This is a genomic window from Inconstantimicrobium porci, assembly GCF_009696465.1.
Lineage (GTDB): Bacteria > Bacillota > Clostridia > Clostridiales > Clostridiaceae > Inconstantimicrobium > Inconstantimicrobium porci.
Genome location: NZ_VULX01000007.1, coordinates 25,123 through 50,652 on the forward strand (window position 1 = coordinate 25,123; position 25,530 = coordinate 50,652).

Sequence of the window (25,530 nt, forward strand, 5' to 3'; positions counted from 1 at the left end):
AAGTTAATATGGCTAATTTTGAAATAAAAATTAATGATAATATTGAAGTTCTCTATAATAAAGAAATTTATAAAAGTAAGATACAAGATGTCGAAGATGATAGTATATCAATATATCTTCCAGGTTCAGAGGGCAAATATCTTCCTTTAGAAATAGGTGAAGAAACTCATATAGTGTATTATGGAGAACGAGATAGAGTATATTCTTTTAAGTGCAAGGTCATAAAAAGAAGTGCAGATGGTGCAGTAAGACTACTTACTTTAGGAAAACCATATGATATAGAAAGAATACAAAGAAGAAATTTTGTCAGAGTAAGTTACTTGGAATCTGTACAGTATCGAATTAACGAAGATAGCAGTAGTATTACATTTAAAAATGCCACAATGATTGATTTAAGTGGTGGCGGATTAAAATTTAGAACAGCAGATAAAATAGAAAAAGAAGAACTTATAACATTAAGACTTAAATATCATGATAATGAAATATTCATAAAAAGCAAAGTTGTCAGAAGAAACACAAATGATAACGGAGATTATACTTATGGGGTAGAATTCATAGATATTAGTGAAATGGATAGAGAAAAGATAATTCAATTAGTTTTTCAGATAATGAGAAAACATAATGAGGTAATTTAAGGAGGAAAAGCTTATGTCTACTAAGTCATTACCTAAGGGAGAAGTAATAGAAAAATACATTCCATTAGTTAAATACATAGCATCACGTGTTATACTTGGTAAAAGTAAACATCTTGATTTTGAAGAACTTGTGTCATGTGGAATGGTTGGGTTAATGGATGCATTCAATAAATTTGATGAAGAAAAAGGAATGAAGTTTTCAACATATGCATCTATTCGTATAAGAGGTTCAATGATAGATGAAATAAGAAAAAATAGTCCTATTTCTAAAGGTGCAATGGATAAGTTAAATAAATATAATGCAGTAGTAGATGAACTTAAAAATACCTTGATGAGAGAACCAACTAAGGAAGAAATAGCTAAAGCTATGAACATGACATATAGTGAAATTGGAGAAATTGAGAATTACATAAATTACATATCAATAATGTCTCTAGAAAATACAATCTTTTCAGAAGATGAGGAAATTTCTTTTAAAGGAATGATTGAAGATAAGTTCAGTCCAAGCCCTGAAAAACTTCTTGAAGAAAAAGAAGAACTAACGCTACTTCAGAAAGCAGTATCAACGCTGAGTGAAAGAGATCAAACAGTACTTAGTCTTTACTATTATGAAGAATTCACACTAAAAGAAATAGGTAAAGTTCTTAATGTATCAGAATCAAGAGTATGTCAGCTTCATAGCAGAGCAATAGTAAATTTAAGAAATACTCTTAAAAAGATGCATTTCTAGATAAAGAGGTAAAAGAAATGGTTACATTTATTTTATTTTTAATAGCAATAATTCTTATTGTCTTTAATGTTAATGCAGTTAAAAAAGAAAATAGCGGCAGTTTTACAGCAGTTCTTAAGGAACGCCAGGATAATATTAATGAATATGATATAAAGCTTGGTGAGATTAGAAAAGAGTACGCTGAAAATATAACAGAAGTTCAAAAAGAAATTGAAGAATTAAAAAAACAAATATCAGAAATAACTAAAAAAAGTGAAGTAATGTACGATAAAATAGATAATGGGGTTGATGAACAAAAAAGTCCCCCAAAAACCGATGATAAAAAATCAGAAGAGATAAAAAAACTTCTTAAAGAAGGAAAATCTGATGATGAAATATGTGCTCTTACAGGACTAGGAAAGGGGGAAGTATTATTAATAAAAGGTATATTAAAATATTAAAGGATATTTTTAATTTTTTAAGCGATAGAAAAGTGCTTATAGGAATAGGTATTGGCATTATTATAGGTACTTCCGTAATGTTTATGTCTGATAGGCAGCATGCTTTATCTAAGGCTAAAGTAGAAGAAAAAGCAAGAGAATATGGAATGATATATCGTGATGAAGTTAAAGTTATTTTTGATAAGGATGTGAAAAAATAGATGATAAGAAGTCTTTATACAGCAGTTTCAGGAATGATAGCGCTTGAAGCAAAGCAGGATGTTATCACAAATAATATGGCAAATGCTAATACTACTGCATACAAAGCAGATGATTTAAAGACTAAGACTTTTAAGGAAGTCATGGTGCAGAATAGAGATAAAGTTGTTGGAGGAAAGAATGTTACAAATAAACTTGGAGAAATTACTTTAGGTACAAGAATTGACGAAACTTATACTAAGTTTACCCAGGGAATAACATCAAGTACCGACAGAGATACTGATTTTGCGATTGAAGGAAGAGGTTTCTTTACAGTACAGAGAGGTAATAACACATACTATACTAGAGATGGACACTTCAATATTAATAATGAAGGATATCTTGTTACAGACAATGGTGACTATGTAATGGGAAGGGATATTAATACTGGAGCTATTACTAGAATGAATTTTGGAAGTTCTAAAATTACTTTTGATACAAACAATAATATTGTATTAAATGGTATACCAAGATATCAGCTTGCAATTTCAGATTTTAATGATTATAATGCTAATCTTACAAAGATGGGCGATAATCTTTATAGAGGAAATAATGCGTTGGCAGTAAACAATGCTAATATCAAACATAAGTATCTTGAAAGATCTAATGTAAATCTAACTAATACAATGGTAGATTTAATGTCAACAATGAGAGCATTTGAAACTAATCAGAAAATGGTGCAGATGGTTGATGATACTTTAGGTAAGGCTGCAACACAAATCGGTAAGGTATAAGAATAATGTATAATTAAGGACTAAATCAGCAGGCTGATTTACAAAATCTAATGAAGTCTCTGTATTCAAACCTTTGAAATATATGATTAAAAGTGTTTTAAAGAGAGATTTTCTCTCTTTTTAGGACTCCCTCAGGGAAGTCCATCTATAATTATACATTCTACATTATTAACTATAAATTAAAATAGGAGAGTAAATATGTTTAGAGTATTATGGAATGGTAAGTCAGCAATGAATGCCAATCAGGAAAAATTAGATGCAATTTCAAATAACTTAGCGAACTCTGGAACTTCAGGATATAAGAAGGTAGATGTTCAGTTTAAGGATCTGCTTAGTGAAACACTTGAAAGACAGGGATACCCAACTAGTGATAAGAATGCTTATACTGGAACTGGTGTAAGGACTACTGGATGGGTACGTGATTATAAGCAGGGAACTCTTACTCAAACAGGAATAAGTACTGACTTTGCTATTGATGGGGAAGGATTCTTCAGAGTGAAAACAAGTGATGGACAAGATGCATATGTGAGAGCAGGAAATTTTGAGGTAGATGTGGATGGCAAACTTGTTGATTCATCAGGAAACAAGATACAGCTTAATTTTATGGAGGGATATAACGAAAATAATACAAAGTTTTATAAGAATACATTCACAGTAAATACAGATGGTGAAATATTTTTAAGCGAAAATGGAGGTATCAAAAAAGTAGCTGAACTTCCAGTATATAATGCAGTAGGAAGTACTGGCTTTATAGCAAAAGGAGACAATCTTTATGTACCTTCAGAAGGTGCTCAAGTTTACAGACAGACAGATGTTTCTGTAAGACAAGGATTTCTTGAAAATGCAAATATAGATATAGCACAGGAGTTTACAGATATGATAACTGCTCAGAGAGCATTTCAGTTAGGCAGCAAAGCAATAACAACTGCTGATGAAATGTGGGGCATGGTAAACCAGCTTAGAAGATAATAGAATTTTAAGATCTATTTCGAGCCCTCCGTCGGCACGCTCCAAGTTGGCTCTGCATAGATCTTAAAATTCTTGGAGTTGAAAGATGAAGATATTATTTAAATATACTTTTATACAAAAAACACGTTCTTTTATGGACGTTTTTTTTATATGCAATAAATAAAGAATTTTATATAACTTTAATTGAATTAATTATTTAGGAGGTTTGGAGGATTTGCCTCCATATAAGCTCAAATTAGCAAGCAATGCGAGCTAATTTATCCTAAACTATGCATTATGCGTTATGAATTATGAACTCTTTTCTAGAATTAAATTGATATGTATAAGTATGTTAAAGTTCAAAAAAAGAAGCCCATATGGGCTTCTTCTAAATATTACATATTTAATATAGCAGCAGTCATTGGTGGTACTACCTGTTTCTTTCTTGATAGAACACCTGGAAGGTAAGCTGTACTGTCTTCTAGAGTTACATTGAAAGTAAGTTCAGCTATTTCTGGTTTAGTACCAGCTACAAGTACCTGTGATCCTTCTTTGATTATATCTGTAAGAAGAAGCATGCATGCATCATATCCTTCAGAAGAACATTTGCTGTTCATATAGTTAAGCATTTCTTCTTTTAATGGCATGAAGCCTTCTATATCCATAGTATTAACCTGAGCAACTCCTACTTTTACATCACCGATGTTGAATGGCTTGAAGTCTGAGTTGAAGATTTCATCAACAGATTTTCCTTGTAAAGAAGTACCTGCTTTAAACATTTCCTGTGCAAATTTTTCTGCATCTATACCAGCTATTTCAGCCATCTTTAAGCATATAGCTTCATCAATTGGAGTACAAGTTGGTGACTTGAATAGTAATGTATCTGAAATTATAGCTCCACATAATAATCCAGCGATTTCTTTAGATGGAGTTATTCCATATTCGTTGTACATTTTTGCAACGATTGTTGATGTACTTCCGATTGGTTCACATCTGTAGAATATAGGGTTTGCTGTCTGAATATCAGCTACTCTATGGTGATCTACTATTTCAAGTATTTCTGCATCTTCAAGTCCGTTTACAGACTGAGATCTTTCGTTATGGTCCATCTGGATAACTTTTTTCTTCTTGTTAGAGATTAAGTGATATCTAGATATAGAACCTACAACTTTGCCTTCATTATCAAGTACAGCGTAGCTTCTGAATCTGCTTTCACTCATTGTTGCCTTAACATCTTCTACAAGATCATCAAGATTAAATGATACTAAGTTTTCAGTCTGCATAACATATTCAACTGGTACACTTTGTACAATTAATCTTGAAGTTGTAAAGCTGTCATGAGGAGTTGATATAACAGTTACGTTGTTCTTCTTAGCAAGTTCCATAAGGTTATCTGGAAGATAATGAGATCCTGTTAATATCATTAAAGAAACTTTTAAGTTTAAAAGTTTTTCCTGAGCATCAAGTCTATCACCAATTATAGCGATATCACCTTCAGCAATTCTGTTGTCCATACTTTCAGGAGTCATAGCTCCAACAACAATCTTTCCAGGGAATACAGTAACGTCTTTATTTTCATAAACTACTGTAGCAGAAAGTGCTGAAAGAATATTATCTAAAGAAGTATTGCTCTTTGCTAATATGCAGTTATCCCAGTTATCCATGTAGCTTGAAGTAAGGTTTGCACTTGATAGCATTCCAATAAGCTGTTGTTTTTTATCAGTAACAGGAATTGACTTTATCTGGTTTTTCTTTAAGATTTCCCAAGCTTGTCTTAATGACATATCTTTTGTAACCTGTTCGAAAGTATCTATTTCAAGGTCACTTACCTTAAGCTTTAAAGTTTCTAAAAATTCTGGTGCCTTTACTTTGAAATAATCTAGTATAAACTGAGTTTCACGGTTTACATTTCCAAGTCTTACTGGCATTGCAGGAATATTGCTAGTTTTATTTTTTAATTCTGCATATGCAATAGCAGAACATATTGAGTCTGAATCAGGATTCTTGTGTCCAGTAACATAAACTACATTTTTCACTATGTATTTCCTCCTTGTTATTACCTTTGTTATAGATCTTCGCATGAATATGTACTTTATAAACTATAATATAAACTTCTAAACAAATGAAGATATTAAGATGGCTTTGAGATAAGAGAGTAGAGATATGAGAACAGGATGGAATCAGTATAGCTACGCAACTGATTTCTAAATTTTAATGGAGGTTTCACCTCCAAGCCTCTTATTAAAAGAGATTTTAAGAGAAATTTGTCCTCTTATTTTGAAACTCCGTACGGAGTTTCATCCGATTCTCTTCTCTCTTAGTTCTTATCTCTAATCTAGTCTATAAATCCAATAGTATTAAAATAATTATATGTTTATAAAATATTAAACTCTGCGCTAGTTCCAACTTATATTTTATAAATTTAATGAAAAAAAGTAAAGCAAATTATAAAATTGTTCTAATCAATGTAAGCATCTCATATATTACAATAGCGATTAAGATGTGGGAGGGAACAAATTTTGATTCAGGAAGATGACACAATATATGGACTTACAGAAAAAGAAGCAAAAAGAAGAAACGATACTTTCGGTTATAATGAATTAGAGGAAAAGAAAAAAATATCAGCAATAGGATTGTTTTTTAGTCAATTTAACGATTTTATTACCTGGGTTCTTATTGCAGCAACAATAATTTCAGGTATTATGGGACAGAAAGCAGATGCAATAACAATACTTATTATAGTAATATTAAATGCAATCCTTGGATTTTTACAGGAATACAAAACAGAGAAATCACTGGAAGCATTAAAGAGTCTTTCAGCACCTACATGTAAGGTGATAAGGGAGGCGCGTGTAAAAGTAATTAATACTGTTTATGCTACTGTTGGTGATATTGTAATTCTTGAAGCAGGAGATAAAGTCCCTGCAGATGGTACTTTAATTAAGGGTAATGACATCATGGTAGATGAATCAATATTAACAGGAGAATCAGTAGGAGTTAATAAGGGTGTAAATCAAAAAGATAAAAAGATATTTATGGGTACAACTGTCTTAAAAGGTAAGGGGCTTATTAAAGTAGAGGAAATAGGTATGGATACCGAGATGGGCAAGATAGCAAATATGCTTCAGGAAATAGAGACTGAGAAGTCTCCATTAAAGCAGAAGCTTGAATCACTTGGAGAAATTCTTGTAATAATATGTTTGATAATATGTGCAGCTGTAACAATTCTAGGTATAATAAGAGGAAATAACATAGCTGAAATGTTTCTTTTAGGTGTTTCTCTGGCAGTTGCTGCTATACCAGAGGGACTTGCTGCAATTGTTACTGTAGCATTAGCTCTTGGTGTAAACAGAATGCTTAAAGAAAATGCACTAGTAAGAAAGCTACCTGCTGTGGAGACACTTGGATGTACTTCTGTAATATGCAGTGATAAAACTGGAACACTGACACAAAACAAGATGACAGTAAAAGAGATATATGTAAGAGGAAAAAATATTCGATTAAACAAAGGCGATCTATGCAATGATGAATTACTTAAAAAAATATTTATCTTATGCAATGATACAAATTATGATTTTAAGAGCGCTGATTTTACAAGGACATTAAATGGTGATCCTACAGAAACAGCTTTGATTGCTGCATTTTTTAATAGTACTCCAAAGCTTGAGGAATATGTGAAAAAGTATAAGAGGGTATATGAGATACCTTTTGATTCTACAAGAAAAATGATGAGTGTTATCGTCAAGGATGGCACTAAGGAAATATGTCTTGTAAAAGGTGCACCTGAGAGGCTTATTGATAAGTGCAGCTATATACTTGAAGGTAATGAAGTAAAGACATTTGAGCCATCTAAAAAGAAAAAGGTAATGAATAAGATAAATGAAATGTCTAATAAAGCATTAAGATGCATAGGTGCAGCGTATAAAGATACAAATTTAAATAAGAACAGTATGTTGGAGAGCAATTTGATTTTTGTTGGAGTAGCTGGAAGTATTGATCCTCCTAGACTTGAAGCAAAAGATTCTGTATTAAAGTGCAAGATGGCAGGTATTACACCAGTAATGATTACAGGAGATCATCAAAATACAGCATTTGCTATAGCAGAGGAGTTGTCAATATGTAATAACATAGGGCAGGTAATGACAGGATCTCAGATAGAAGCTATTTCAGATGACCAACTTGAAGAAAAAGTTAAAAATATCAGGGTATTTGCGAGGGTTAGTCCTAACCATAAACTAAGAATAGTAAGGGCATTTAAGAAGAACGGCAATATAGTTGCGATGACAGGAGACGGTGTAAATGATGCACCGGCAATTAAGGAAGCTGATATAGGAGTATCCATGGGTATATCAGGTACAGATGTTACAAAGGAAGCTTCTTCAATGATATTAATGGATGATAATTTTAAGACTATAGTTTCAGCTGTTGAGCAGGGAAGAGTAATTTATGATAATATAAGGAAGTTTATAAGATATCTTCTTTCATGTAATTTAGGAGAGGTTCTTACAATGTTCCTAGCATCTTTATTTTATCTGCCTAATCCACTTTTACCAATTCAGATTCTGCTTGTAAATTTGGCAACAGATGGACTTCCAGCCATAGCACTTGGTGTTGATCCGCCTGATCCAGATATAATGGATTTAAAGCCTAGGGACAAGAATGAGGGCATTTTTTCAAGAGGACTTGCTGAAAAGATATTGGTAAGAGGAGTTCTTATAGGTGTATGTACTTTATTTGCGTTTATTGCTGGTATTTATTTTGACTATGGTATGACAGTAGCAAGAACAATGACACTTGCAACATTAGTTTTATCACAGTTAATCCATGTTTTTGAATGCAGATCAGAGAGACATTCAATCTTTGAAATAAAGCTGTTTACAAATCCATATTTAGTTGGTGCAGTAACTATTTCTATAATAATGTTGATATCAGTAATATATATTCCATTCTTTGCAGGTGTTTTTCACACAGCAATGCTTAACCTTAACCAGTGGATTATAGTAATAATACTTTCAGGATTTATTGCATTAGTTAATAGCACTTATCTATATATAAAGACAAAAGTAAAATAATATAGACTAATATAATTTAGAATTTAGAATTCAGAATGTAGAATTGAGGATTGAACTCCCTTAATGGGAGTTCGTAAAAGGAGAACATTGATATCTTTAAATCTTCTGAATAAGTAATTCAGAGGTTTGAAGGTGAAACCTCCATTATAATATAAAAGTCAGGTTACTGATTTAATCCTTTAATTTTAAAATTTAAAATCTAAATTCTAAATTTTTGTATGTGTTTTTTCTTTCATATTTACTGGGTATACTATTACATAAGACAAATAAGTCAAGATGAAAGGTGATTTTATGGATATTTTAGTAATGAAGATAAGGTTGCGTGCAGTATGGGTTCATTCTTTAAAAGAGAAGAGGATGGTAGTAAAAAGCATTGTACATAAATTGCAGAACAAGTTTAATATTTCAGTAGCAGAAGTAGAAGATCAGGATATACATCAGAGTATAGTCATAGGAATATCAGCAGTATGTGGAAGTGCAGCACAGTGTGATTCAACAATGGAAAACATACTGTCTTTTGTTGAAGAGAATACCGATGCAGAAATGGTACATATTGAACATGAGATAATTAATATTTAATGCCAAATGCCAGATGCCAAGTGCCAAATGAAGGTTGGAACTCCTTAAGGGAGTTTCGAGCCAAGGCATAAGCAAACATATCAAATCAAAGATTTGGTATGTTTGCTTAAAAAAGAGGAGGTTCCTCCATTAAAAATAAAAAAGCCAGCTCCATAGGAGCATGGTTTTTTTTTACCTTCATTTGGCATTCTACACTTGGCATTATAATTGCAAATTGTAAAATGATAATTGTCAATTACTATCTCATTACCTGTTTCTGACGAACTTTTTTAAGTTGTGAATGGTCTACTGGTACAAGGTCTTTCTTAGTTGTCATATTTAATATGTTCATAACATCGATTATTTCAGCAGGATCTTTTTTACTTACCTGAGATTTTAAACCTTGAACTATTACAGTATGCCCTTGAGAAATTTTCATAAATTCTGGCTTCTTGAACCATTTGTTTTTTCTGTATCTGCATTTTATTATGCTTCTACTTCTTTCAGGCTTTATAATTAAAAAGGCTTGTATTTTATGGAATATCCATAGGATACATTTTTCCTCTACTTTAACTGAGATAACATTTCCTTGAAATTGAGTCATTCTGTCCCCATATTTTTGCATATATGAATCAGTATAGTACTTTGTTAATTTGTCTTTAAATCCCATTTTGTAAACTCCTTTATATTAAATATAATTTAGAAATATCTTAAATAATTATTATTAGCTTTTTAACTTATTTATTTTTATTTTATCATAAAAATAAATAAGTTAAAAGGTTAACATTAAGTAGATACCTTAAAAATATTATAACTTTATGTAAAATTTGTCGCAAATATTAATATATAATTAAATCTATATTAATAAAGTATAAAATAATAGTATGGCAGTTGCAATTAGTTAAAACATTTATTAAAATCATATTATAGAGTATAAAAAAACTTATACTCTAATCTAGTATCTCTAAGCTCTACAAGGGAGATGGCATTATAAAATGATAGAAAAGATTAAAAATAATTTAAATAAACTAGATAGATATTATAGAGAAGCTGAAGAAAAATTAAGATATGACGGAAATAAAATAAACAATTTTGCTTCAATAGTATACTGTAATGAAGATAGAGAATTGAATTATGATCTTATTAAAAGAATTAGGAAATATATTATCAAAGTTACGCCATGGTTTTCAAGCTTTCGAGGAGATTCTTTAAATATGCTTTCAATACTGCTTTCTACAGAAGATGAGTGGCAGCAGACTTTTGAAAAGATAAACGAATGGGAAGAAAGCTTAAGAAATGAAGGCCTTAAGGAGTCAGCATATCTTGCAATATCATCATGGGTGTTAGCAAAGTGCGCAGGAAACAGAAATAAAGATATAGTAATTAAAAGAATAGTAATGTTTTATTCGTTCATGCATAAAAATTATACCAATATTACATCAAGTGATGATTATCTTGTATGTATACTGCTTGCATTAACAGATATAAGTACAGAGGATTACAGGGTTATTCTTGACAGTGCGCTTAAGGATGTAAAAGAGAAAGAATATACAACTAATAATGGTGCACAGAGCCTTGTGAACGTACTAGCATTAGATGTGGACAGTTATGATGAAAACATGAATAAGACAGAACAAATACTTGTAAAATCAAAAGAAATTGGCTATGCATTACCTACGCACTATGTATCAATTGCTGCAGCAGCATCTATGTTTATAGAAGATGCAGATAAATTTGTTGAAGAGTCAAGAAAATCATCAGAATATCTAGAGCAGTTTGAAGAGTATACATTCTATATGGATAAGTCATTCAGATATGTTCTTTCCATGATCGTAGTTTTGGGAGAGTATAATGTAAATAAAATTATATTAAACGCAGTAATAGCTATGTGTATTTCATATGAATTAGACGGACAAGCCAAGTCTCTTTTAAGTTCAACAATTTAAAAATAATGAAGGTGTTATTTTATGACAAAATCAAAGAAAAAGAAGAGAAAATTAAAAAAGACAAGTAAACTAAAAATATGGAGTTTAATCTTTATGTATTTATTATCTCTTATGCTGGTTGTAGCATCTATATTAGATATTGCAGAAATTAATGTGCCATATTATAGTGATGCAACAGAAACGCAGAATATGATGGTATTGATTTTATCAGTAATACATTTGATTTTTATCATAATATCTAATGTTGGCGTAAAAACAGTAAATATCATAATGTTTATAAATTCAGTGTTTTTGGCTATTATAATAATAATATCGTTTAAATTTTTGCTGATAGGTTGTATAATTAGTGTTGTACTTGTAGTGCTAGATTTATTTTATTTATGCACTATTTATGAAAATAGTAAAAAATCATAATAGTTTATGGAGGAAGTCACATGAATAAACAACAATTAGCTGGAATGATTGATCATACTATATTAAAGGCGAATGCTTCAGAAGCAGAAGTTAGAAAGGTTTGTGAAGAAGCTTTAGAATATGGATTTGCATCTGTATGTATAAATCCTGCAAATATCTCATTAGCAAGTGAACTGCTTAAAGGAAGTAAAGTAAAAGTTTGTACAGTAATAGGTTTTCCTTTAGGTGCAAATACTTCTGCAGTCAAAGCATTTGAAACAGATGATGCTATTAAAAATGGTGCACAGGAAGTTGATATGGTAATAAATATTGGAAAACTAAAAGACAAGGATTATGAATATGTTAAAAATGATATTAAAGCTGTTGTTGATGCTGCAAAAGGCAGAGCGTTAAGCAAAGTAATTATAGAAACTTGTCTTCTTACTGATGAAGAAAAAGTAAAGGCATGTGAGCTTGCAAAAGAAGCTGGTGCAGATTATGTTAAGACATCAACAGGTTTTTCAACTGGAGGAGCGACTCCAGAAGATATTAAGCTTATGAGAGAAACAGTGGGACCAGAAATGGGAGTTAAAGCTTCAGGCGGAGTAAGAACTTACGAAGATGCAATGGCTGTTTTAGAAAACGGGGCAACAAGAATAGGAGCTTCAGCTTCAATAGCAATCGTAGAAAAAGCAGAATAATAAAAAGGCACCGAAAGGTGCTTTTTTAATTCATAATTCATAGTTAATAGTTCATCATTAAGGATTGAACTGCCAAGAGGCAGTTCTAAAAAGAGGATTGTCCTCTTTGAAACTCTGCTTAATGGTTTATTGTAAGAGGTTTGGAGGATTTGTCTCCATTTATTAAAATTCATAAACAGAGGGCATGAATTTTGTCCTTCATTATGCATTATGACTTATGAATTTATTATTAGATGGTCATGATTTTATATAAATTGAAATTAAAATTCTGCTTTTAGAATTAAATTTTTATACTTATCTATGTAAGGAAAACCTTGTGTTTTTGCACACTCAATAGCTTCCGCAGTATTGTATTCAAGTCTTTTATTAATAAATTTTACCTTTTCATTAGAAAATTAGCAGGCAAAGCAAAGCTAATTTTATCCGCAATTATACATTATACATTTTTAGATGCTTGTACTGAACTATATGAGATGCTCATTAGTGTACAACCATGTATTTATTATACATGATATCGTTGGGATTTCAAAAAAAACATTTATTTTGTAAAAATGATTATCTAAATATGGTATAGAAGAATATTAATATAATAAGATTATATAAAAAAGGGAGGGAGACTCTTAAGAAGAAAAGAAAACTTTTCTTGCTTGTGGGTGCAATTATGGTAAAAGAGTTAACTCCAGCTCAGGTTGTATTTAACTTTGAAAAGATAGATATAGCTAAAGGGCTTAAAGGAAATTCACAGGATTACATTCCCAACATGGACTCAATTTATGACAGTATAGATCAATCTCTCAGCATAAGACGTGAAGGATACAATCTATATATAATAGATAATTTCTCCAAAGAAAAACTGAATGAAATTATTAAGTGTGTGAGCAGAAAATTAACAGAAAAGAATAAACCGAAAGATATTTTATATGTAACTTATGAAGAGAAAAGAGAACCAAAAGCTATGTTCCTTTCTAATGGTATGGGGCAGAGGTTTAAGGAGTGCATTGATAAGCTCAAAAAAGAATATCAGGAAAAAATATTTGATTTTTATAATTCATCATTAAGCAGTGAGAAGGATAACATCATCGATGGATTAGCTCAAAAGAGAAATCAGTATATGGATGAACTAACAGAAATGGCAGAAAAGGCTGGTTTTAACTTGAAAACAACTATGAGTGGTTTTGCATTTATACCACTAAAGGAAAATGAAACAGCCATGACAGAAAAGGAATACGATGAACTGAAGAGTGAGAAGAAAGTGGATATTGCAGATAAAGCTGCAGAACTTAAGGCAGAGGCACAAAAAGTACTTGAAAAACTTAAGGAACTAGAGCTTGCTGCAAAATGCAAATTAAAAGAAATATTGAAGAAAACTCTTAGCGATGAGATGAAGGATATTAAAAACAGCATTAAAAATAAATTGGAAAATGAACAGCAGGCTGTTTTTTATATAGATAAATTGTGTGATTTCACAGAGAAGAGTTTAGTTGATAATTATTCCATAAGTTATGAATCAGATGTTGAAGAAATAGAGTATATATTATCTAAATATAATGTTAATCTTCTTGTTGATAATAGTAGTAATAAAAGTCCACTTGTAATATATGAGGAAAATCCCACAGTTCAGAATTTGATTGGAGATATAGAATATGAAACTGATAAGGGAGCATATATTACAGATATCAGCCTTATAAAAGCAGGAGATATTTTAAGGGCAAATGAAGGATGCCTTATATTAAATGCAAATTCTGTTGCTAATACAGCAGGTAGTTATCAGCAGCTTAGAAAGTTCCTGTTCAGTGGCAAAGTTAATTTTGATTATAATAAAAGCAATCTAGAACTTCTCACACTTAATACTATAAAACCTGAACCTATAAAAGCTGATGTTAAGGTTATATTGATTGGTGATTTTACTTTATACAATTTGTTTTATTCTTATGATGATGAATTTAAAAAAATATTTAAACTGACATCTGAGTACAATCCTATAGTATCTTTGAATTCAAGAGGAAATGATAATTCAGCATTGGTATCATATATTATGAAATTGATAACAGATAATAATCTACTACCTATTGAAGAAGAGGCACTTGTAGAGGTTGCAAGAATTCTTTCCAGAAAGGCAGAATGTAGGAATAAAATTATTCTTGATGAAATGGAAATAGATAAGATGTTATTTATTTCAAATGATAAGGCAGTAAAAGAGGGGCGTAAGTCTATATGCAGGAAAAATATTGTGGATATCTATAATAAAAAGAGCCTTCTTCAGCAGGAGATGCTTGACTATTATCTTGATAGAAAAATAAATATTGATGTAACTTCTAAGATTTCAGGTAGCATTAATGGTTTGTCAGTAATTGATACAGGCAGAGAAAGCTTTGGGAAGCCTATAAGGATAACATGTTTATGCAGCAAAGGTTCAGGTAAATTGCTAGATTTTCAGAAGGAAAATAATCTAAGCGGGCCAATTCATGAGAAATCAATTAGCATATTAAGTTCTTTATTTAATTCATTTATAGATCCTTATTCTAAATTACCAGTGGATTTTAATCTTAGTTTTGAACAGATTTATGGAAAACTGGAAGGCGATAGCGCATCAGTAGCGGAGATAGTATGTATGATATCTGCTTTAAGCAGAATAGGAGTAAGGCAGAACATTGCAGTTACTGGCTCTGTTAATCAGTTTGGAGATGTACAGCCTATAGGGGGCGTAAATGAGAAAATAGAGGGATTTTTTAATATATGCAATACTTTGGATACTATAGAAAATAAAGGAGTGCTTATTCCATCAGCCAATGTAGATGATGTGGTTCTTAATGAAGAGGTTGAAAATGCTATTAAACAGGGAAAATTTAAACTTTATTCAATGGATACAATTTATGATGCGATAGAAGTTTTAATGTGTGACAAGAAGACAAAAGTAGGCGATGTGTTAAAGAAAATCAAAATTGAATTAAAGCTCTACGAAAATAATAAATAGATAAGAAAGTAGAGAGATGAGAAGAGGAAGAAACTCCCCATTAAAGGGGAGTTTCAATATAACAGGACAAATTCAATTGAAAAACTATTTGAATTGAGAAGTTTGCAGGTGAAACCTCCATTATAATTTAGAAATCAGTTATGATGATTGCAACCTTTGATCTAATCTCTTATCCCATATCTCGAATTTTTAATGAAACTTAAAAATAAAACCTGCTTGAATAAATTGGATATATATGGTAAAATATTGAAAAAGAAGTTAGGCGGGAGGTGGACAGGAATATTTTAAATTGAGACTGTATTAATTGACTTTTAAATAATTTAAAAAAATTCCGGGCTTATGTATTTAAAATTTGATATGAAAAATGGAATCCTTATAGTGACACTTATAGGTGAGCTTGATCATCATAGTGCAGAAGAAGCAAGAATTAAGATAGATGACATGATAGATAGGGAGAAGATAAACAAAGTTATTTTAGATTTTTCTTCAGTAGGATTTATGGATAGTTCAGGTATAGGCATGGTACTGGGAAGATATAAAAAGCTTCTTGTAAAAAAAGGTGAACTTGCTGCTGTTAATTTAAACAGCAGTGTTAAGAGAGTATTTGAATTATCTGGAATGTTTAAAGTAATAAAAAATTATAAAGACTTGCAAGAAGCAGTTAGTTGCATGTAGCGGAGGGGTTTTGATGATAGATAATAAGATGAAAATAGAATTTATGAGCAGGTCAGAAAATGAATCATTTGCAAGAGTTGCAGTAGCTTCATTTGTTTTGCAGCTTGATCCAACAATGGATGAGATTTCCGATATAAAGACTGCAGTATCAGAAGCTGTGACTAATGCCATAATACATGGTTATGAAGGAGATACAAGTAAAACTGTAAAAATGGAATGCAGCATAGAAGGAAGAAACGTAACTGTCACAGTAGTTGATGAAGGAGTTGGAATAGAAAACATTGAAAGGGCACGCGAACCTCTTTATACATCAAGGCCAGATCTTGAAAGATCAGGAATGGGATTTACAATGATGGAAACTTTCATGGATAGTGTGGAGGTGTACAGCGAGAAAGGGCATGGTACTAAAATTGTAATGAAAAAAGCATTTAAGGCTATCAGTTAGGTGATGTTATGGGTGCAGAAAATTATAATAATAAAGAAGAACTGACCTATAAGGATAATGACAGGCTGTTATTAGATGCGAAAAATGGTGATAAAGATGCCATGGATAAACTTATAAAATTAAATCTGCCGCTTGTTTCATCAATAAGCAAGAAATTTATTAACAGGGGCTATGAATACGAAGATATTTATCAGATTGGATCTATAGGTCTTGTAAAAGCAATACAAAATTTTGATTCATCATTTAATGTTAAGTTTTCAACTTATGCTGTTCCAATGATTATGGGTGAAATTAAGAGATTTTTAAGGGATGATGGCATGATAAAAGTAAGCCGTGGTACTAAAAGTCTTGCAAAACAACTTCATTTTGAAAAAGAGGAACTGGCTAAAAAGTTAGATAGGGAGCCTACTATTGATGAACTAGCTGAGTACTCAGGGTATAATAAAGAAGAGATTTTATTTGCCTTAGAATCTACAGCAGGAATACAATATCTATATGATACAGTTCATCAGGATGATGGTGCACCCGTATTGCTTATAGACAAGATAAAGCAGAATGATGATGATAATACGGATCTTATAAACAGAATAGCGCTGAAAGAAGCACTAGCTAATCTTGAAGCAAAATCAAGACAGATAATTATGCTTAGATATTTTAAAGATAAGACACAGGTACAAGTGGCAAAGATGCTTGGCATAAGTCAGGTGCAGGTCTCTAGAATTGAAAAGAAGGTACTATTGGAGATTAGGAATAGCCTTAAGGAATAATATTGACCATTGATCAATGTTAGATTAAGGATGAAACTCCAAGGGAGTTTTAGAAAAGTGAATAGTGAACAGAGAATAACGAATAGTTAAGGAAAGAACTTCGCTAAAGCGCAGTTCAAAAATACAGGCGAAATTACGTTCTGTAATTTCGCAGGAGGTTTGGAGGGCCTGCCCTCCATTCTATTAAATTCATAAGCATGGCGCAATGAATTTTATCCATAACTATTCACTATTCACTGTTCGTTATTAGTTGTTCACTAAATAGTGCTGGTTGAAGTAATTATATAACAAAAATAAGGGCGCATCTGCTTTTGCAGATACGCCTTTGTTTCTCTGTAGGAGAAACATCCTTAACTATACATTATTATTGTCTTTGTTTTCTCTTTCAATTTTAGTTTTCAGCAGATTCATTATGCCTTTTATATCTGACGGGTTACTCCTGTAATCATTGAGATATAAATATTCCATAATGTTATTTAGAGTCATGTCTTTATGTGTTTTATTTTCAATATCTATTAAGCGCCATGCTATACCTGAAAGCCAGATTGATTTGTTTGATACATACTGTACACCTAATATTTTTTTAAACATCATCATCCTTCGCTTGATTGCATTTTCCTTTAATGGTGGATTGATTTCACCTGTATAATTATCATATTTTCTGCCTTTAATTATATATGGGCTGTCTTCATTTAATGTTTTGAAATCTTTACCATCCTTATAAGTAAGATACTTACATTCATTTATTGCATTAAATATTATTGTGCAAGACTTATCGTCAAGTCTTATACGCTGACCATTTTTTAACTTAATGCATCTGTTCTTATAATTAAACTGATTAATCTTAAGAGAAAGCATATCTTTATAACCTTCACCCATGATTCCGTTCCAGGCAAGAACAAGAATAACTTTATCTTGATAATTTTTAAGCTTATCTACGATTTTGAATAACTCGTTACAAGTTACGAATTTACCTTCGTATTTGGCTTTAAACAAGATTTCATCGAAATCACTGTTTTTAATTAGCTGTATGCCTGGAGAAGGAACTGTAATAAGGTTATTTTCTTTTGCGAAGTCTGTATAAGCACGAATTCTGCTTACGTTGCTTGAAATTACTGTTTTCTTGCTGCTTCTAAGGCTTGCAAGAAAAGTTTTTAGTTCAATTAGATTAAAATCATACAAGTCTTTGCAAAAAAGTTCTTCAAAGGGCCTTACTTTATGAAAAAGAGTCTGGATAGTTTTTAAACTGCCTTCTGAATAATTATTCTTAGCAGACTCTAAAAAATTATTTTTATTAGAAATTAAAGTTTCAGAATTAAAATTTTTCATAGTCCCCCCTAAAAAAGTGCTAAAACATATTTAAGAAAGTACATTAAGAGAATGACTTTCAACTTTTTTTATTATTGTATTAGTTATACGATATGAATAAATTTTTACTAGCTGCTATTTCTTTATCATCAAACCAAAGTTTTGGTTCACTAATCTTTACAAACTCTAAGAGAGATTTCTTATCTATACGATAATTTAAATCTGATAGAGAAAGGATATTTTTCCTTACTTCATTAGTTAAAAGACATAGTTCTGCATCTGATATATTAAAGCAATCTACAGTAGAAATATTAAAGATCGAATTAATCTTAGTAAATTCAATTCTGTTTAATAAATTGTTTATTACATGTGATGAGAACTCCTTATTATCATTTAACTTTTGAATAACAGCAGATAATTTTATTTCCAAATCTCTTCTGTTTTTGCGCATCAGTAAGCCTCCAAGATTTCTTCTTACAATATATTTATTAAATTCTATACGAAATAATTACTGTCATAGAGAAAATATGTGAGTGAATTTTTATAAAAAGTAATATTTAAGTGCTTTGTAGTAAAGAATAAAATACATAATACTAATATTTATAGGAAGGTGAATCTTTATGTCTGATAAAGAGAAAATTGTACAAAGAAAATTTCATGCACTTTCTGTTTCAGATACTCCAAAGCCAAATCTTTTGAAACACTGCATATATGCATTTATAGTAGGTGGGCTTATCTGCGATGTGGGGCAGTTTTTCACAAACCTTTTTACGAACTTTGGATATACAAAGGAAGAAGTATCTAATATCGTGCCTGTAATTATGGTGTTCTTAGGCGCACTTCTTACAGGTCTTGATATTTATGACAAAATTGCTGAATATGGAGGGGCTGGTACAGTTGTTCCAATTACAGGATTTGCGAATGCTGTTGTATCACCAGCAATTGAATTTAAGAAAGAAGGATTCGTTTTTGGTGTTGCAGCAAAGATGTTCGTAATAGCAGGACCTGTGCTTGTATATGGAATAGGAAGCTCTGTAATTGCAGGGCTAATATATTGGATAATAACTTTATTTTAAGGAGATGATATTATGGCACTCAAAAGGGTTGGAAAACACACAGTTAAGTTTGAAAATCCCCCCAAGATAATTGGAACAGCAAGTATTGTAGGACCTAAGGAAGGCAAGGGACCTTTAAAAGATTATTTCGATATAATACTTGATGATGATACGCTTGGCAAAGACAGTTATGAAAAAGCTGAATGTACTATGATGTACACTGTGGTCAATGAGGTGATAAAAAAATCAGGACTTAAAAGTGACGATATAGATTACTTTTTAGCTGGAGATCTTCTTAATCAGACAATATCAGCAAATTATGCAGCGCGGGACCTTGAAATACCCTTCTTTGGGTTGTATGGAGCCTGTTCTACAATGACAGAATCATTGAGTCTTGGAGCTATGCTTATGGATGGAGGTTTCGCAGATCATGTAATAGCATCAACATCATCACATTTCAGTACAGCTGAAAGACAGTACAGATATCCGCTTGAATATGGATCACAGAGAGCAGAAAGTGCCCAGTGGACTGTAACTGGTTCAGGAGCAATGCTTCTTGGAAATGAAGGAGATTACCCTGAGGTAACTTATGTAACTACTGGTGTAGTTAAAGATTATGGAATACTTGATAGTGCAAATATGGGAGCAGCCATGGCACCAGCTGCAATTGATACTTTAAACACACATTTTAAAGATACAGGAAGAACACCCGACTATTATGATATTATATTGACTGGAGATCTTGGTAATGTAGGAAGAAAGTTAACTATAAACCTACTTAAAGAATATAATTATGATATATCAAAAGTCTACAATGATTGTGGAAGCCTTATTTTCTTTGATGATGAACAAAATACACAAAGTGGAGGAAGTGGATGTGGCTGTTCGGCAGTAGTTTATTGTGGGTATCTGTATAAAAAAATGATGATGAAGGAAATAAAGAGGGCTCTTATTATATCTACAGGAGCACTAATGAGTACAACATCTTCATTTCAGGGTGAATCAATACCAGGAATTGCACATGCTGTAGCTATCGAATTCGATTAGATGCAGGAAGAGTATTTATTTTGACAGTGTACTTAAATATACATATAATTAATGAAAGAGAGGAATACGGATGAAATCATATTTAATGGCTTTCGTTGTAGGAGGGATTATCTGTGTTATTGCACAGATTTTAATGGATAAAACAAAACTTACTCCTGCAAGAATTCTTGTTATGTTTGTAACTTTGGGAGTAATACTAGGGTCTTTTAATATATATGATAAAATCGTTGAGATAGGAGGGGCTGGAGCAACAGTTCCTCTTCCGAGTTTTGGCAATGGACTCGCTAAGGCTGTAAAAAAAGAGGTGGATTCAAATGGATTAATCGGAGCATTTACTGGAGGAATTAAAGGAGCAGCAGGAGGTATCACTGCTTCAATATTCTTTGGTTATTTAGCTGCACTGATTTTTAATCCTAAAACTAAAAATTAATCTTTATATAGTTTATAATGTATAATTTAATGTGAAGTTTAGCTGCATATATACGATAAGAAATATTGTGTTTATAATTGGTGAAAATTTCGGATTTGATTATACATTATAATTAATTAGCAAATTAAGAATAAGGAGCGGAAAATATTTTGAATTGGTATAGTCTTTCATGGAACAAGGTGGTAGAAATGCTGCTGAGTGATGTATATAAAGGAATAAAACCTGATGAAGTTGAGGAAAGAAGACAGCATTTCGGTAATAATAAATTAAATATTAATATAGAGCAGAAAATAAAAAGTGCCGTTAAATCAACAATGCAGCCATACTTATTTATATATCTTGCAGTAGTAATTGCACTGTATGTTAATAAAAATTATCTAATAGCTTCTATATCAGTAATTACTTTTATTGCAATGTTTTCAATGAAAGTGTATTTAGAAGTAAAGGATATTAAACAGTACAAGCCTTTTTTGAATCTTAATGATGATATTGTAACTGTTATAAGAGGACATAATACACTGAAAATAAAGGCTGAGGAACTTGTTGTCGGAGATATAGTTGAAATTAAGGCTAATACAGTTGTGCCAGCAGACATAAGAATAACTGAATGTGAAAATCTTAAAACATTTGAAAAGAATTTAACTGGTGAGAAATTTATAATTGAGAAATATGCTACTAAGGTAGAGGATAAAGTTACTTCTTTTACTGAAATGAGAAATATACTTTTTAAAGGTACTACTGTTGTAAGTGGGACAGGCTATGGAATAGTTGTTGGCACTGGTATAAACACAGAAATCGGCAAGATTATTAATTCCATGACAACAATGAAAGAAAAGAATAATGGATTTATGAATGGCTTATATCTTAAGCTAAATAAGTGTATAACTATAGGAACTGTAATTGTTATAGCAGCAGCTGTTATACAGAAGGTTGTATTTGATAATTTGAGTAGTGAAATGATTGGGTATTTTCTTACTGTACTGGCAACTATGTTTCCAATTATAAGTGTGTTTGTTAATGGAATAATGATTAAAAGAGTTCTTCTATCACATGGAATTGAGATTATAAGAATGGGTGCTATTGATAAGATATCTGAAACAAACATGATTTTTATACCAAAAGAAGGCGGAATATGTGAAAAAAGCCTTAAGGTCAAGCAAATATATGTAAACAATAAGCTTGAATATATACATAATATAAAGGATATTAATTCTACTTTTAAGAGACTTATCGAAATTTCAGTATTATGTAATAATGCTGTATATGATCCTGATACTGACAAGGGAAAAGGAGAATATCAGGATATGGCTCTTTTAAAAATGGCTTATAAGAGAGACATATTTCGTGGAAATCTCTTAAAAACACAAGATAGGATATTTGAAATACCATTTGATTCAGACAGAAGAATGATGACAACTGTAAACAGGTTTAAGAAGAAATATAGAGTGAATCTTAAGGGCGCAGTTGATGAGGTTATCGTAAAGTGTACTCATATTATGAAAGATGGAGTGGAAGTTGAGATAACAAGCGAAGATATAGATAATATAAAAGCTGCTGATTTTAAGATGTCAGACGAAGGATATACAACTATTGCAATAGCTTATAGAAACTTTGGCTATCAGCCTTCTGAAGATGAAAATATAGAGAGTAATCTTGTATTTGTTGGAATGGTTGGTTTTGAGTCAAAGATGATTGAAGATATAAAAGATAAGGTGACTGAACTTAGAGGATTAGGGGTAACGCCAATAGTGTTTACTGATGATAATAAGATTACATCTGCAAGCATGGGTAAATCAATCGGTATGGCTAGAAACGTCTTTAACATAATGTCGGGCGTAGAACTTGAAAATATGAAAAAGGATGAATTCGATAAAACGGTTTTAAGAACGAAAATATTTTCAAGGGTAAACAATAATCTTAAGAGCAGAATCCTTGATGTATTTATTAAAGATGAGAAAAAAGTTGCTATGCTTGGTGAGAACATAAATGATATAGTTATGCTTAAAGCATCACATCTTTCAGTTTCTAATGGAGCTAAGTGTCCATCTACAGTAAAAAAGTTATCAGACATTTATATGAAAAAAGATTATATAAGTGGATTTATAAGGCTTTTCAGATATGAAAAACTGTTTACTAGAAATCTAAACTTATTTATTCAGTTTATAATGTTTGTGCTTATAGCAGAGCTTGCTATGATTTTTACGCTTCATAATTTAGGATTCCTTGATTCAATAAATCTTTATGTTCTAGCAGTATTTAATATTATAGGCATGCCTCTTATCTTACAACCGGTTATAACTAATTCCGCTGACAAGGTAAATAGCATAAGGTTTTACAATTATTTGCCGGGAGCTTTGATAGAAGCTGTAGCAGTGATTATATGTCTTGATTTAAGAACTGACTTGAATTCTGGATTTATAATATTTATGAGCTTTATATCAGCTACTGTTATTACAACTGTTATTCAGAATAAAATCAATATATTTAAAGATAAACTAAACGTTATAATTTATTCAGTTATTGCAGCTGTTGTTTTAGGAATAATAGTATTTACATGGGTAAACTTCAGCTTAACTAAAAATGATTTATATACTATGGGTGGTTTGTGGATATTATTTATAGTAATTGAATTTTTATTGGAAAAGTGGCGACAATAAATTAATATTGAGGTGATTAGTAATGAGTGTTAAAAGACCTCTTGTTAATTTATGTGTAGCTGCATTTGCCGGTATATTATTTTATGATATATATGAATATTCTTCTTTGTGTGCAGTATTATTTGCTGCACTATTTTTTTTACTTGTTTTTATAATTAGCGGAAAGAAAATGATGTTTGTTTGCATGATAATGATGTCTGTAGCATTAGCTGATACGTATGTTTATTATAATTTTTATGAAGAAGGCAGAATGCTGAAAGTTTCAGTAACGGATGTTAGTAAAGATGATATCTATGGAGATCTGCAGGGTAGAAGGGTTCAAATTATTGGTGAAAAGCATAATCTCTATAAAGGAGATGATTATGTAGTAACAGGATTTTATAAGAACTCAAATAATATTGAAAAAGGGATATGCGGCATAGTCAATGTTGAAAAAGTAATAAGCAGAAAGCAGACTTTAAAGGGATGCATGGCGAGATTCAATGACAAAATCTATGAAAGATTAAAGGAAAGCATAGGCAAAAGAGATACATCTATAGTTATGAGCGCTGCTTTTGGTAATAAGGATTATATATCAGAAGATGATAAGGATACGCTTAATGAGTTTGGTGTATCACATATTATAAGTGTATCTGGATTTCATATTTCTCTTATTTATATGATATTGTTGAAGATTTCTGGATTTTATGTATCCACTATAGCTACATTCTTGTATGTCATTTTTACAGGTTCACCGCCATCTGCATTGAGGGCTTTTTTTATGATGAGTGTACTTATGCTGTCCAAAAAAGCCATGAAGAATTATGATGCAGTATCTTCATTATGTCTCTCAGCTCTTATACTTGTGCTTTATAAACCTTATAATTTATTTAGTATTGGATTTCTGCTTAGTTATGCAGCAGCACTTGGCATAATATTATTTCATAGGAAGATACGATATGCAATGTATAAGCTTCCTGAAAGGATTGGTGAGGCGGTAAGTATTTCATTAGCTGCTCAAGTGTTTGCTTTTCCGATTATAGCTTTATGCTTTAAAGATGTATCACTTAATTTTATATGGGGCAACCTTTTTCTTGTACCTTTTTTCAGTATAATGATAATACTAGGTGATTTCTCTATTGCTGCCTATTTTATAGAACCGGTTTTTAAGATATTATGCATTTTTATAAAAGTAAATATCACCGCCATTAGAGGATGTATTTTTCTGTTAGATAAGATTTCGCTGCCGATGCTCAGAGTAAATGTTAGTATAGTTTGTGTTTACTGTATCCTGCTTATCTGTGCCTATTTTTATCTTAATGGATTCAAAAAACTTAAATATGCACCAATTCCGCTATTGTTTTATATGCTCTTTTCAATGTATAATTTTAATCCTAAGATTACTTTTGTCAGACAAAAATATGATAAAGGTGTATATATAGAGAGTGGATTTTCCAAGATGATTATATTAAAGAAGTCACAGTACAATAATTTTAATTATCTTGATTATAATGAAAAGATTTATCTAGATAACGGAGGCTATATTAAAATAGGAAATAGCGTATTTTGTTATGATAAAACTCTTTCCAATATGTATATAAGGAACAAATCAGGGAAAGTGAATATAAAGTGGCTTGATAAAGATAAGAAGAGAAGCAGTGACTATGATATAATAGACATAGATGAAAATGGTGGAACAATTTATTTAAATAAAATTAACTAACTTAACACTATAATAAATTTATGCTTATAGATATTTATAATAAATGTAAAATTTAGAATGTAAAATGTATAATTTC

General features: G+C 31.1%; 24 protein-coding genes. 20 read left to right on the plus strand and 4 right to left on the minus strand.

The genetic code is table 11. From position 1 onward, the window contains the following. Positions 1-8 precede the first annotated feature (8 nt). The 6 genes from FYJ33_RS06695 to FYJ33_RS06720 all read left to right on the plus strand — a co-directional run bounded on the left by FYJ33_RS06695 (position 9) and on the right by FYJ33_RS06720 (position 3,745). Positions 9-635 (plus strand): flagellar brake protein, encoded by a 627-nt coding sequence (locus FYJ33_RS06695; protein ID WP_154530974.1) that lies wholly within the window; start codon positions 9-11, stop codon positions 633-635. A gap of 13 nt (positions 636-648) precedes the next feature. Continuing rightward, on the plus strand, positions 649-1,365 hold the full coding sequence (locus tag FYJ33_RS06700) for a FliA/WhiG family RNA polymerase sigma factor (protein ID WP_154530975.1): 717 nt from the start codon (positions 649-651) through the stop codon (positions 1,363-1,365). A 17-nt stretch (positions 1,366-1,382) separates the two neighbouring features. Beyond that, positions 1,383-1,805 carry a hypothetical protein gene (locus FYJ33_RS06705; protein ID WP_154530976.1) on the plus strand — a complete coding sequence of 141 codons (423 nt, stop codon included), beginning with the start codon at positions 1,383-1,385 and terminating at the stop codon, positions 1,803-1,805. A gap of 32 nt (positions 1,806-1,837) precedes the next feature. Beyond that, positions 1,838-2,005 (plus strand): hypothetical protein, encoded by a 168-nt coding sequence (locus FYJ33_RS06710; RefSeq protein ID WP_154530977.1) that lies wholly within the window; start codon positions 1,838-1,840, stop codon positions 2,003-2,005. Continuing rightward, positions 2,006-2,776 carry a flagellar hook-basal body complex protein gene (locus FYJ33_RS06715; RefSeq protein WP_154530978.1) on the plus strand — a complete coding sequence of 257 codons (771 nt, stop codon included), beginning with the start codon at positions 2,006-2,008 and terminating at the stop codon, positions 2,774-2,776. It abuts the gene before it with no gap. A gap of 198 nt (positions 2,777-2,974) precedes the next feature. Continuing rightward, positions 2,975-3,745 carry a flagellar hook-basal body complex protein gene (locus tag FYJ33_RS06720; RefSeq protein WP_154530979.1) on the plus strand — a complete coding sequence of 257 codons (771 nt, stop codon included), beginning with the start codon at positions 2,975-2,977 and terminating at the stop codon, positions 3,743-3,745. A gap of 374 nt (positions 3,746-4,119) precedes the next feature. On the opposite strand, the gene FYJ33_RS06725 is transcribed toward FYJ33_RS06720, so the two are convergent. Beyond that, positions 4,120-5,760: a putative manganese-dependent inorganic diphosphatase gene (locus FYJ33_RS06725; RefSeq protein ID WP_328598662.1), complete on the minus strand. Its 1,641-nt coding sequence runs from the start codon at positions 5,758-5,760 to the stop codon at positions 4,120-4,122. Between the two features lie 483 nt (positions 5,761-6,243). Between FYJ33_RS06725 and FYJ33_RS06730 the strand changes: the two genes are divergently transcribed. Beyond that, complete coding sequence (locus FYJ33_RS06730) at positions 6,244-8,796, plus strand: calcium-translocating P-type ATPase, PMCA-type (protein ID WP_154530981.1); 2,553 nt, start codon at positions 6,244-6,246, stop codon at positions 8,794-8,796. A gap of 291 nt (positions 8,797-9,087) precedes the next feature. Further along, positions 9,088-9,375: a DUF503 domain-containing protein gene (locus FYJ33_RS06735; RefSeq protein WP_154530982.1), complete on the plus strand. Its 288-nt coding sequence runs from the start codon at positions 9,088-9,090 to the stop codon at positions 9,373-9,375. Between the two features lie 238 nt (positions 9,376-9,613). Here the strand turns inward: FYJ33_RS06735 and FYJ33_RS06740 are convergent, their stop codons facing one another. Beyond that, positions 9,614-10,024: a hypothetical protein gene (locus tag FYJ33_RS06740; RefSeq protein WP_154530983.1), complete on the minus strand. Its 411-nt coding sequence runs from the start codon at positions 10,022-10,024 to the stop codon at positions 9,614-9,616. Positions 10,025-10,349: 325 nt separating this feature from the next. Here FYJ33_RS06740 and FYJ33_RS06745 point away from each other — a divergent pair, with 325 nt between their 5' ends. The 7 genes from FYJ33_RS06745 to sigF all read left to right on the plus strand — a co-directional run bounded on the left by FYJ33_RS06745 (position 10,350) and on the right by sigF (position 17,255). Then, positions 10,350-11,300, plus strand: coding sequence for a DUF4003 family protein (locus FYJ33_RS06745; RefSeq protein ID WP_154530984.1), 951 nt, complete (start codon positions 10,350-10,352; stop codon positions 11,298-11,300). A gap of 21 nt (positions 11,301-11,321) precedes the next feature. After that, positions 11,322-11,714 carry a hypothetical protein gene (locus FYJ33_RS06750; protein ID WP_154530985.1) on the plus strand — a complete coding sequence of 131 codons (393 nt, stop codon included), beginning with the start codon at positions 11,322-11,324 and terminating at the stop codon, positions 11,712-11,714. Positions 11,715-11,734: 20 nt separating this feature from the next. Beyond that, positions 11,735-12,394 (plus strand): deoxyribose-phosphate aldolase, encoded by a 660-nt coding sequence (gene deoC / locus FYJ33_RS06755; RefSeq protein ID WP_154530986.1) that lies wholly within the window; start codon positions 11,735-11,737, stop codon positions 12,392-12,394. Between the two features lie 661 nt (positions 12,395-13,055). After that, positions 13,056-15,368: an AAA family ATPase gene (locus FYJ33_RS06760; protein WP_154530987.1), complete on the plus strand. Its 2,313-nt coding sequence runs from the start codon at positions 13,056-13,058 to the stop codon at positions 15,366-15,368. A 339-nt stretch (positions 15,369-15,707) separates the two neighbouring features. Next, positions 15,708-16,043, plus strand: a complete 336-nt coding sequence (gene spoIIAA, locus FYJ33_RS06765) for an anti-sigma F factor antagonist (RefSeq protein WP_154530988.1) — start codon at positions 15,708-15,710, stop codon at positions 16,041-16,043. Between the two features lie 13 nt (positions 16,044-16,056). Further along, positions 16,057-16,488 (plus strand): anti-sigma F factor, encoded by a 432-nt coding sequence (gene spoIIAB / locus FYJ33_RS06770; RefSeq protein ID WP_154530989.1) that lies wholly within the window; start codon positions 16,057-16,059, stop codon positions 16,486-16,488. Between the two features lie 8 nt (positions 16,489-16,496). Continuing rightward, positions 16,497-17,255, plus strand: coding sequence for an RNA polymerase sporulation sigma factor SigF (gene sigF, locus FYJ33_RS06775; RefSeq protein ID WP_154530990.1), 759 nt, complete (start codon positions 16,497-16,499; stop codon positions 17,253-17,255). Between the two features lie 354 nt (positions 17,256-17,609). Here the strand turns inward: sigF and FYJ33_RS06780 are convergent, their stop codons facing one another. Together FYJ33_RS06780 and FYJ33_RS06785 are read right to left on the minus strand one after the other, a co-directional pair. Then, a complete protein-coding gene (locus FYJ33_RS06780) occupies positions 17,610-18,584 on the minus strand; it encodes a phage lytic cycle repressor MrpR family protein (RefSeq protein ID WP_154530991.1) in 975 nt (324 codons plus the stop codon). 79 nt (positions 18,585-18,663) lie between these two features. Continuing rightward, on the minus strand, positions 18,664-19,014 hold the full coding sequence (locus FYJ33_RS06785) for a hypothetical protein (protein WP_154530992.1): 351 nt from the start codon (positions 19,012-19,014) through the stop codon (positions 18,664-18,666). Between the two features lie 169 nt (positions 19,015-19,183). Between FYJ33_RS06785 and spoVAC the strand changes: the two genes are divergently transcribed. From spoVAC to FYJ33_RS06810, 5 genes are all read left to right on the plus strand, one after another. Then, on the plus strand, positions 19,184-19,639 hold the full coding sequence (spoVAC, locus tag FYJ33_RS06790) for a stage V sporulation protein AC (RefSeq protein WP_154530993.1): 456 nt from the start codon (positions 19,184-19,186) through the stop codon (positions 19,637-19,639). Between the two features lie 12 nt (positions 19,640-19,651). Continuing rightward, a complete protein-coding gene (gene spoVAD, locus FYJ33_RS06795; protein WP_154530994.1) occupies positions 19,652-20,665 on the plus strand; it encodes a stage V sporulation protein AD in 1,014 nt (337 codons plus the stop codon). A gap of 70 nt (positions 20,666-20,735) precedes the next feature. Then, the gene (spoVAE, locus tag FYJ33_RS06800) at positions 20,736-21,095 is read left to right on the plus strand and encodes a stage V sporulation protein AE (protein WP_154530995.1); all 360 of its coding nucleotides are present in this window, start codon (positions 20,736-20,738) and stop codon (positions 21,093-21,095) included. 149 nt (positions 21,096-21,244) lie between these two features. Continuing rightward, complete coding sequence (locus FYJ33_RS06805) at positions 21,245-23,752, plus strand: P-type ATPase (RefSeq protein WP_154530996.1); 2,508 nt, start codon at positions 21,245-21,247, stop codon at positions 23,750-23,752. A gap of 22 nt (positions 23,753-23,774) precedes the next feature. Next, positions 23,775-25,454: a ComEC/Rec2 family competence protein gene (locus FYJ33_RS06810; protein ID WP_154530997.1), complete on the plus strand. Its 1,680-nt coding sequence runs from the start codon at positions 23,775-23,777 to the stop codon at positions 25,452-25,454. Positions 25,455-25,530: the final 76 nt, after the last annotated feature.

Excerpts from the sequence above, each read along its gene's own strand:
- FYJ33_RS06695 (WP_154530974.1), top strand. The coding sequence starts at position 9 with ATGGCTAATTTTGAAATAAAAATTAATGATAATATTGAAGTTCTCTAT.
- FYJ33_RS06700 (WP_154530975.1), top strand. The coding sequence starts at position 649 with ATGTCTACTAAGTCATTACCTAAGGGAGAAGTAATAGAAAAATACATT.
- FYJ33_RS06705 (WP_154530976.1), top strand. The coding sequence starts at position 1,383 with ATGGTTACATTTATTTTATTTTTAATAGCAATAATTCTTATTGTCTTT.
- FYJ33_RS06715 (WP_154530978.1), top strand. The coding sequence starts at position 2,006 with ATGATAAGAAGTCTTTATACAGCAGTTTCAGGAATGATAGCGCTTGAA.
- FYJ33_RS06720 (WP_154530979.1), top strand. The coding sequence starts at position 2,975 with ATGTTTAGAGTATTATGGAATGGTAAGTCAGCAATGAATGCCAATCAG.
- FYJ33_RS06735 (WP_154530982.1), top strand. The coding sequence starts at position 9,088 with ATGGATATTTTAGTAATGAAGATAAGGTTGCGTGCAGTATGGGTTCAT.
- FYJ33_RS06740 (WP_154530983.1), bottom strand. The coding sequence starts at position 10,024 with ATGGGATTTAAAGACAAATTAACAAAGTACTATACTGATTCATATATG.
- FYJ33_RS06745 (WP_154530984.1), top strand. The coding sequence starts at position 10,350 with ATGATAGAAAAGATTAAAAATAATTTAAATAAACTAGATAGATATTAT.
- FYJ33_RS06750 (WP_154530985.1), top strand. The coding sequence starts at position 11,322 with ATGACAAAATCAAAGAAAAAGAAGAGAAAATTAAAAAAGACAAGTAAA.
- deoC (WP_154530986.1), top strand. The coding sequence starts at position 11,735 with ATGAATAAACAACAATTAGCTGGAATGATTGATCATACTATATTAAAG.
- FYJ33_RS06760 (WP_154530987.1), top strand. The coding sequence starts at position 13,056 with ATGGTAAAAGAGTTAACTCCAGCTCAGGTTGTATTTAACTTTGAAAAG.
- spoIIAA (WP_154530988.1), top strand. The coding sequence starts at position 15,708 with ATGTATTTAAAATTTGATATGAAAAATGGAATCCTTATAGTGACACTT.
- spoIIAB (WP_154530989.1), top strand. The coding sequence starts at position 16,057 with ATGATAGATAATAAGATGAAAATAGAATTTATGAGCAGGTCAGAAAAT.
- sigF (WP_154530990.1), top strand. The coding sequence starts at position 16,497 with ATGGGTGCAGAAAATTATAATAATAAAGAAGAACTGACCTATAAGGAT.
- FYJ33_RS06780 (WP_154530991.1), bottom strand. The coding sequence starts at position 18,584 with ATGAAAAATTTTAATTCTGAAACTTTAATTTCTAATAAAAATAATTTT.
- FYJ33_RS06785 (WP_154530992.1), bottom strand. The coding sequence starts at position 19,014 with ATGCGCAAAAACAGAAGAGATTTGGAAATAAAATTATCTGCTGTTATT.
- spoVAC (WP_154530993.1), top strand. The coding sequence starts at position 19,184 with ATGTCTGATAAAGAGAAAATTGTACAAAGAAAATTTCATGCACTTTCT.
- spoVAD (WP_154530994.1), top strand. The coding sequence starts at position 19,652 with ATGGCACTCAAAAGGGTTGGAAAACACACAGTTAAGTTTGAAAATCCC.
- spoVAE (WP_154530995.1), top strand. The coding sequence starts at position 20,736 with ATGAAATCATATTTAATGGCTTTCGTTGTAGGAGGGATTATCTGTGTT.
- FYJ33_RS06810 (WP_154530997.1), top strand. The coding sequence starts at position 23,775 with ATGAGTGTTAAAAGACCTCTTGTTAATTTATGTGTAGCTGCATTTGCC.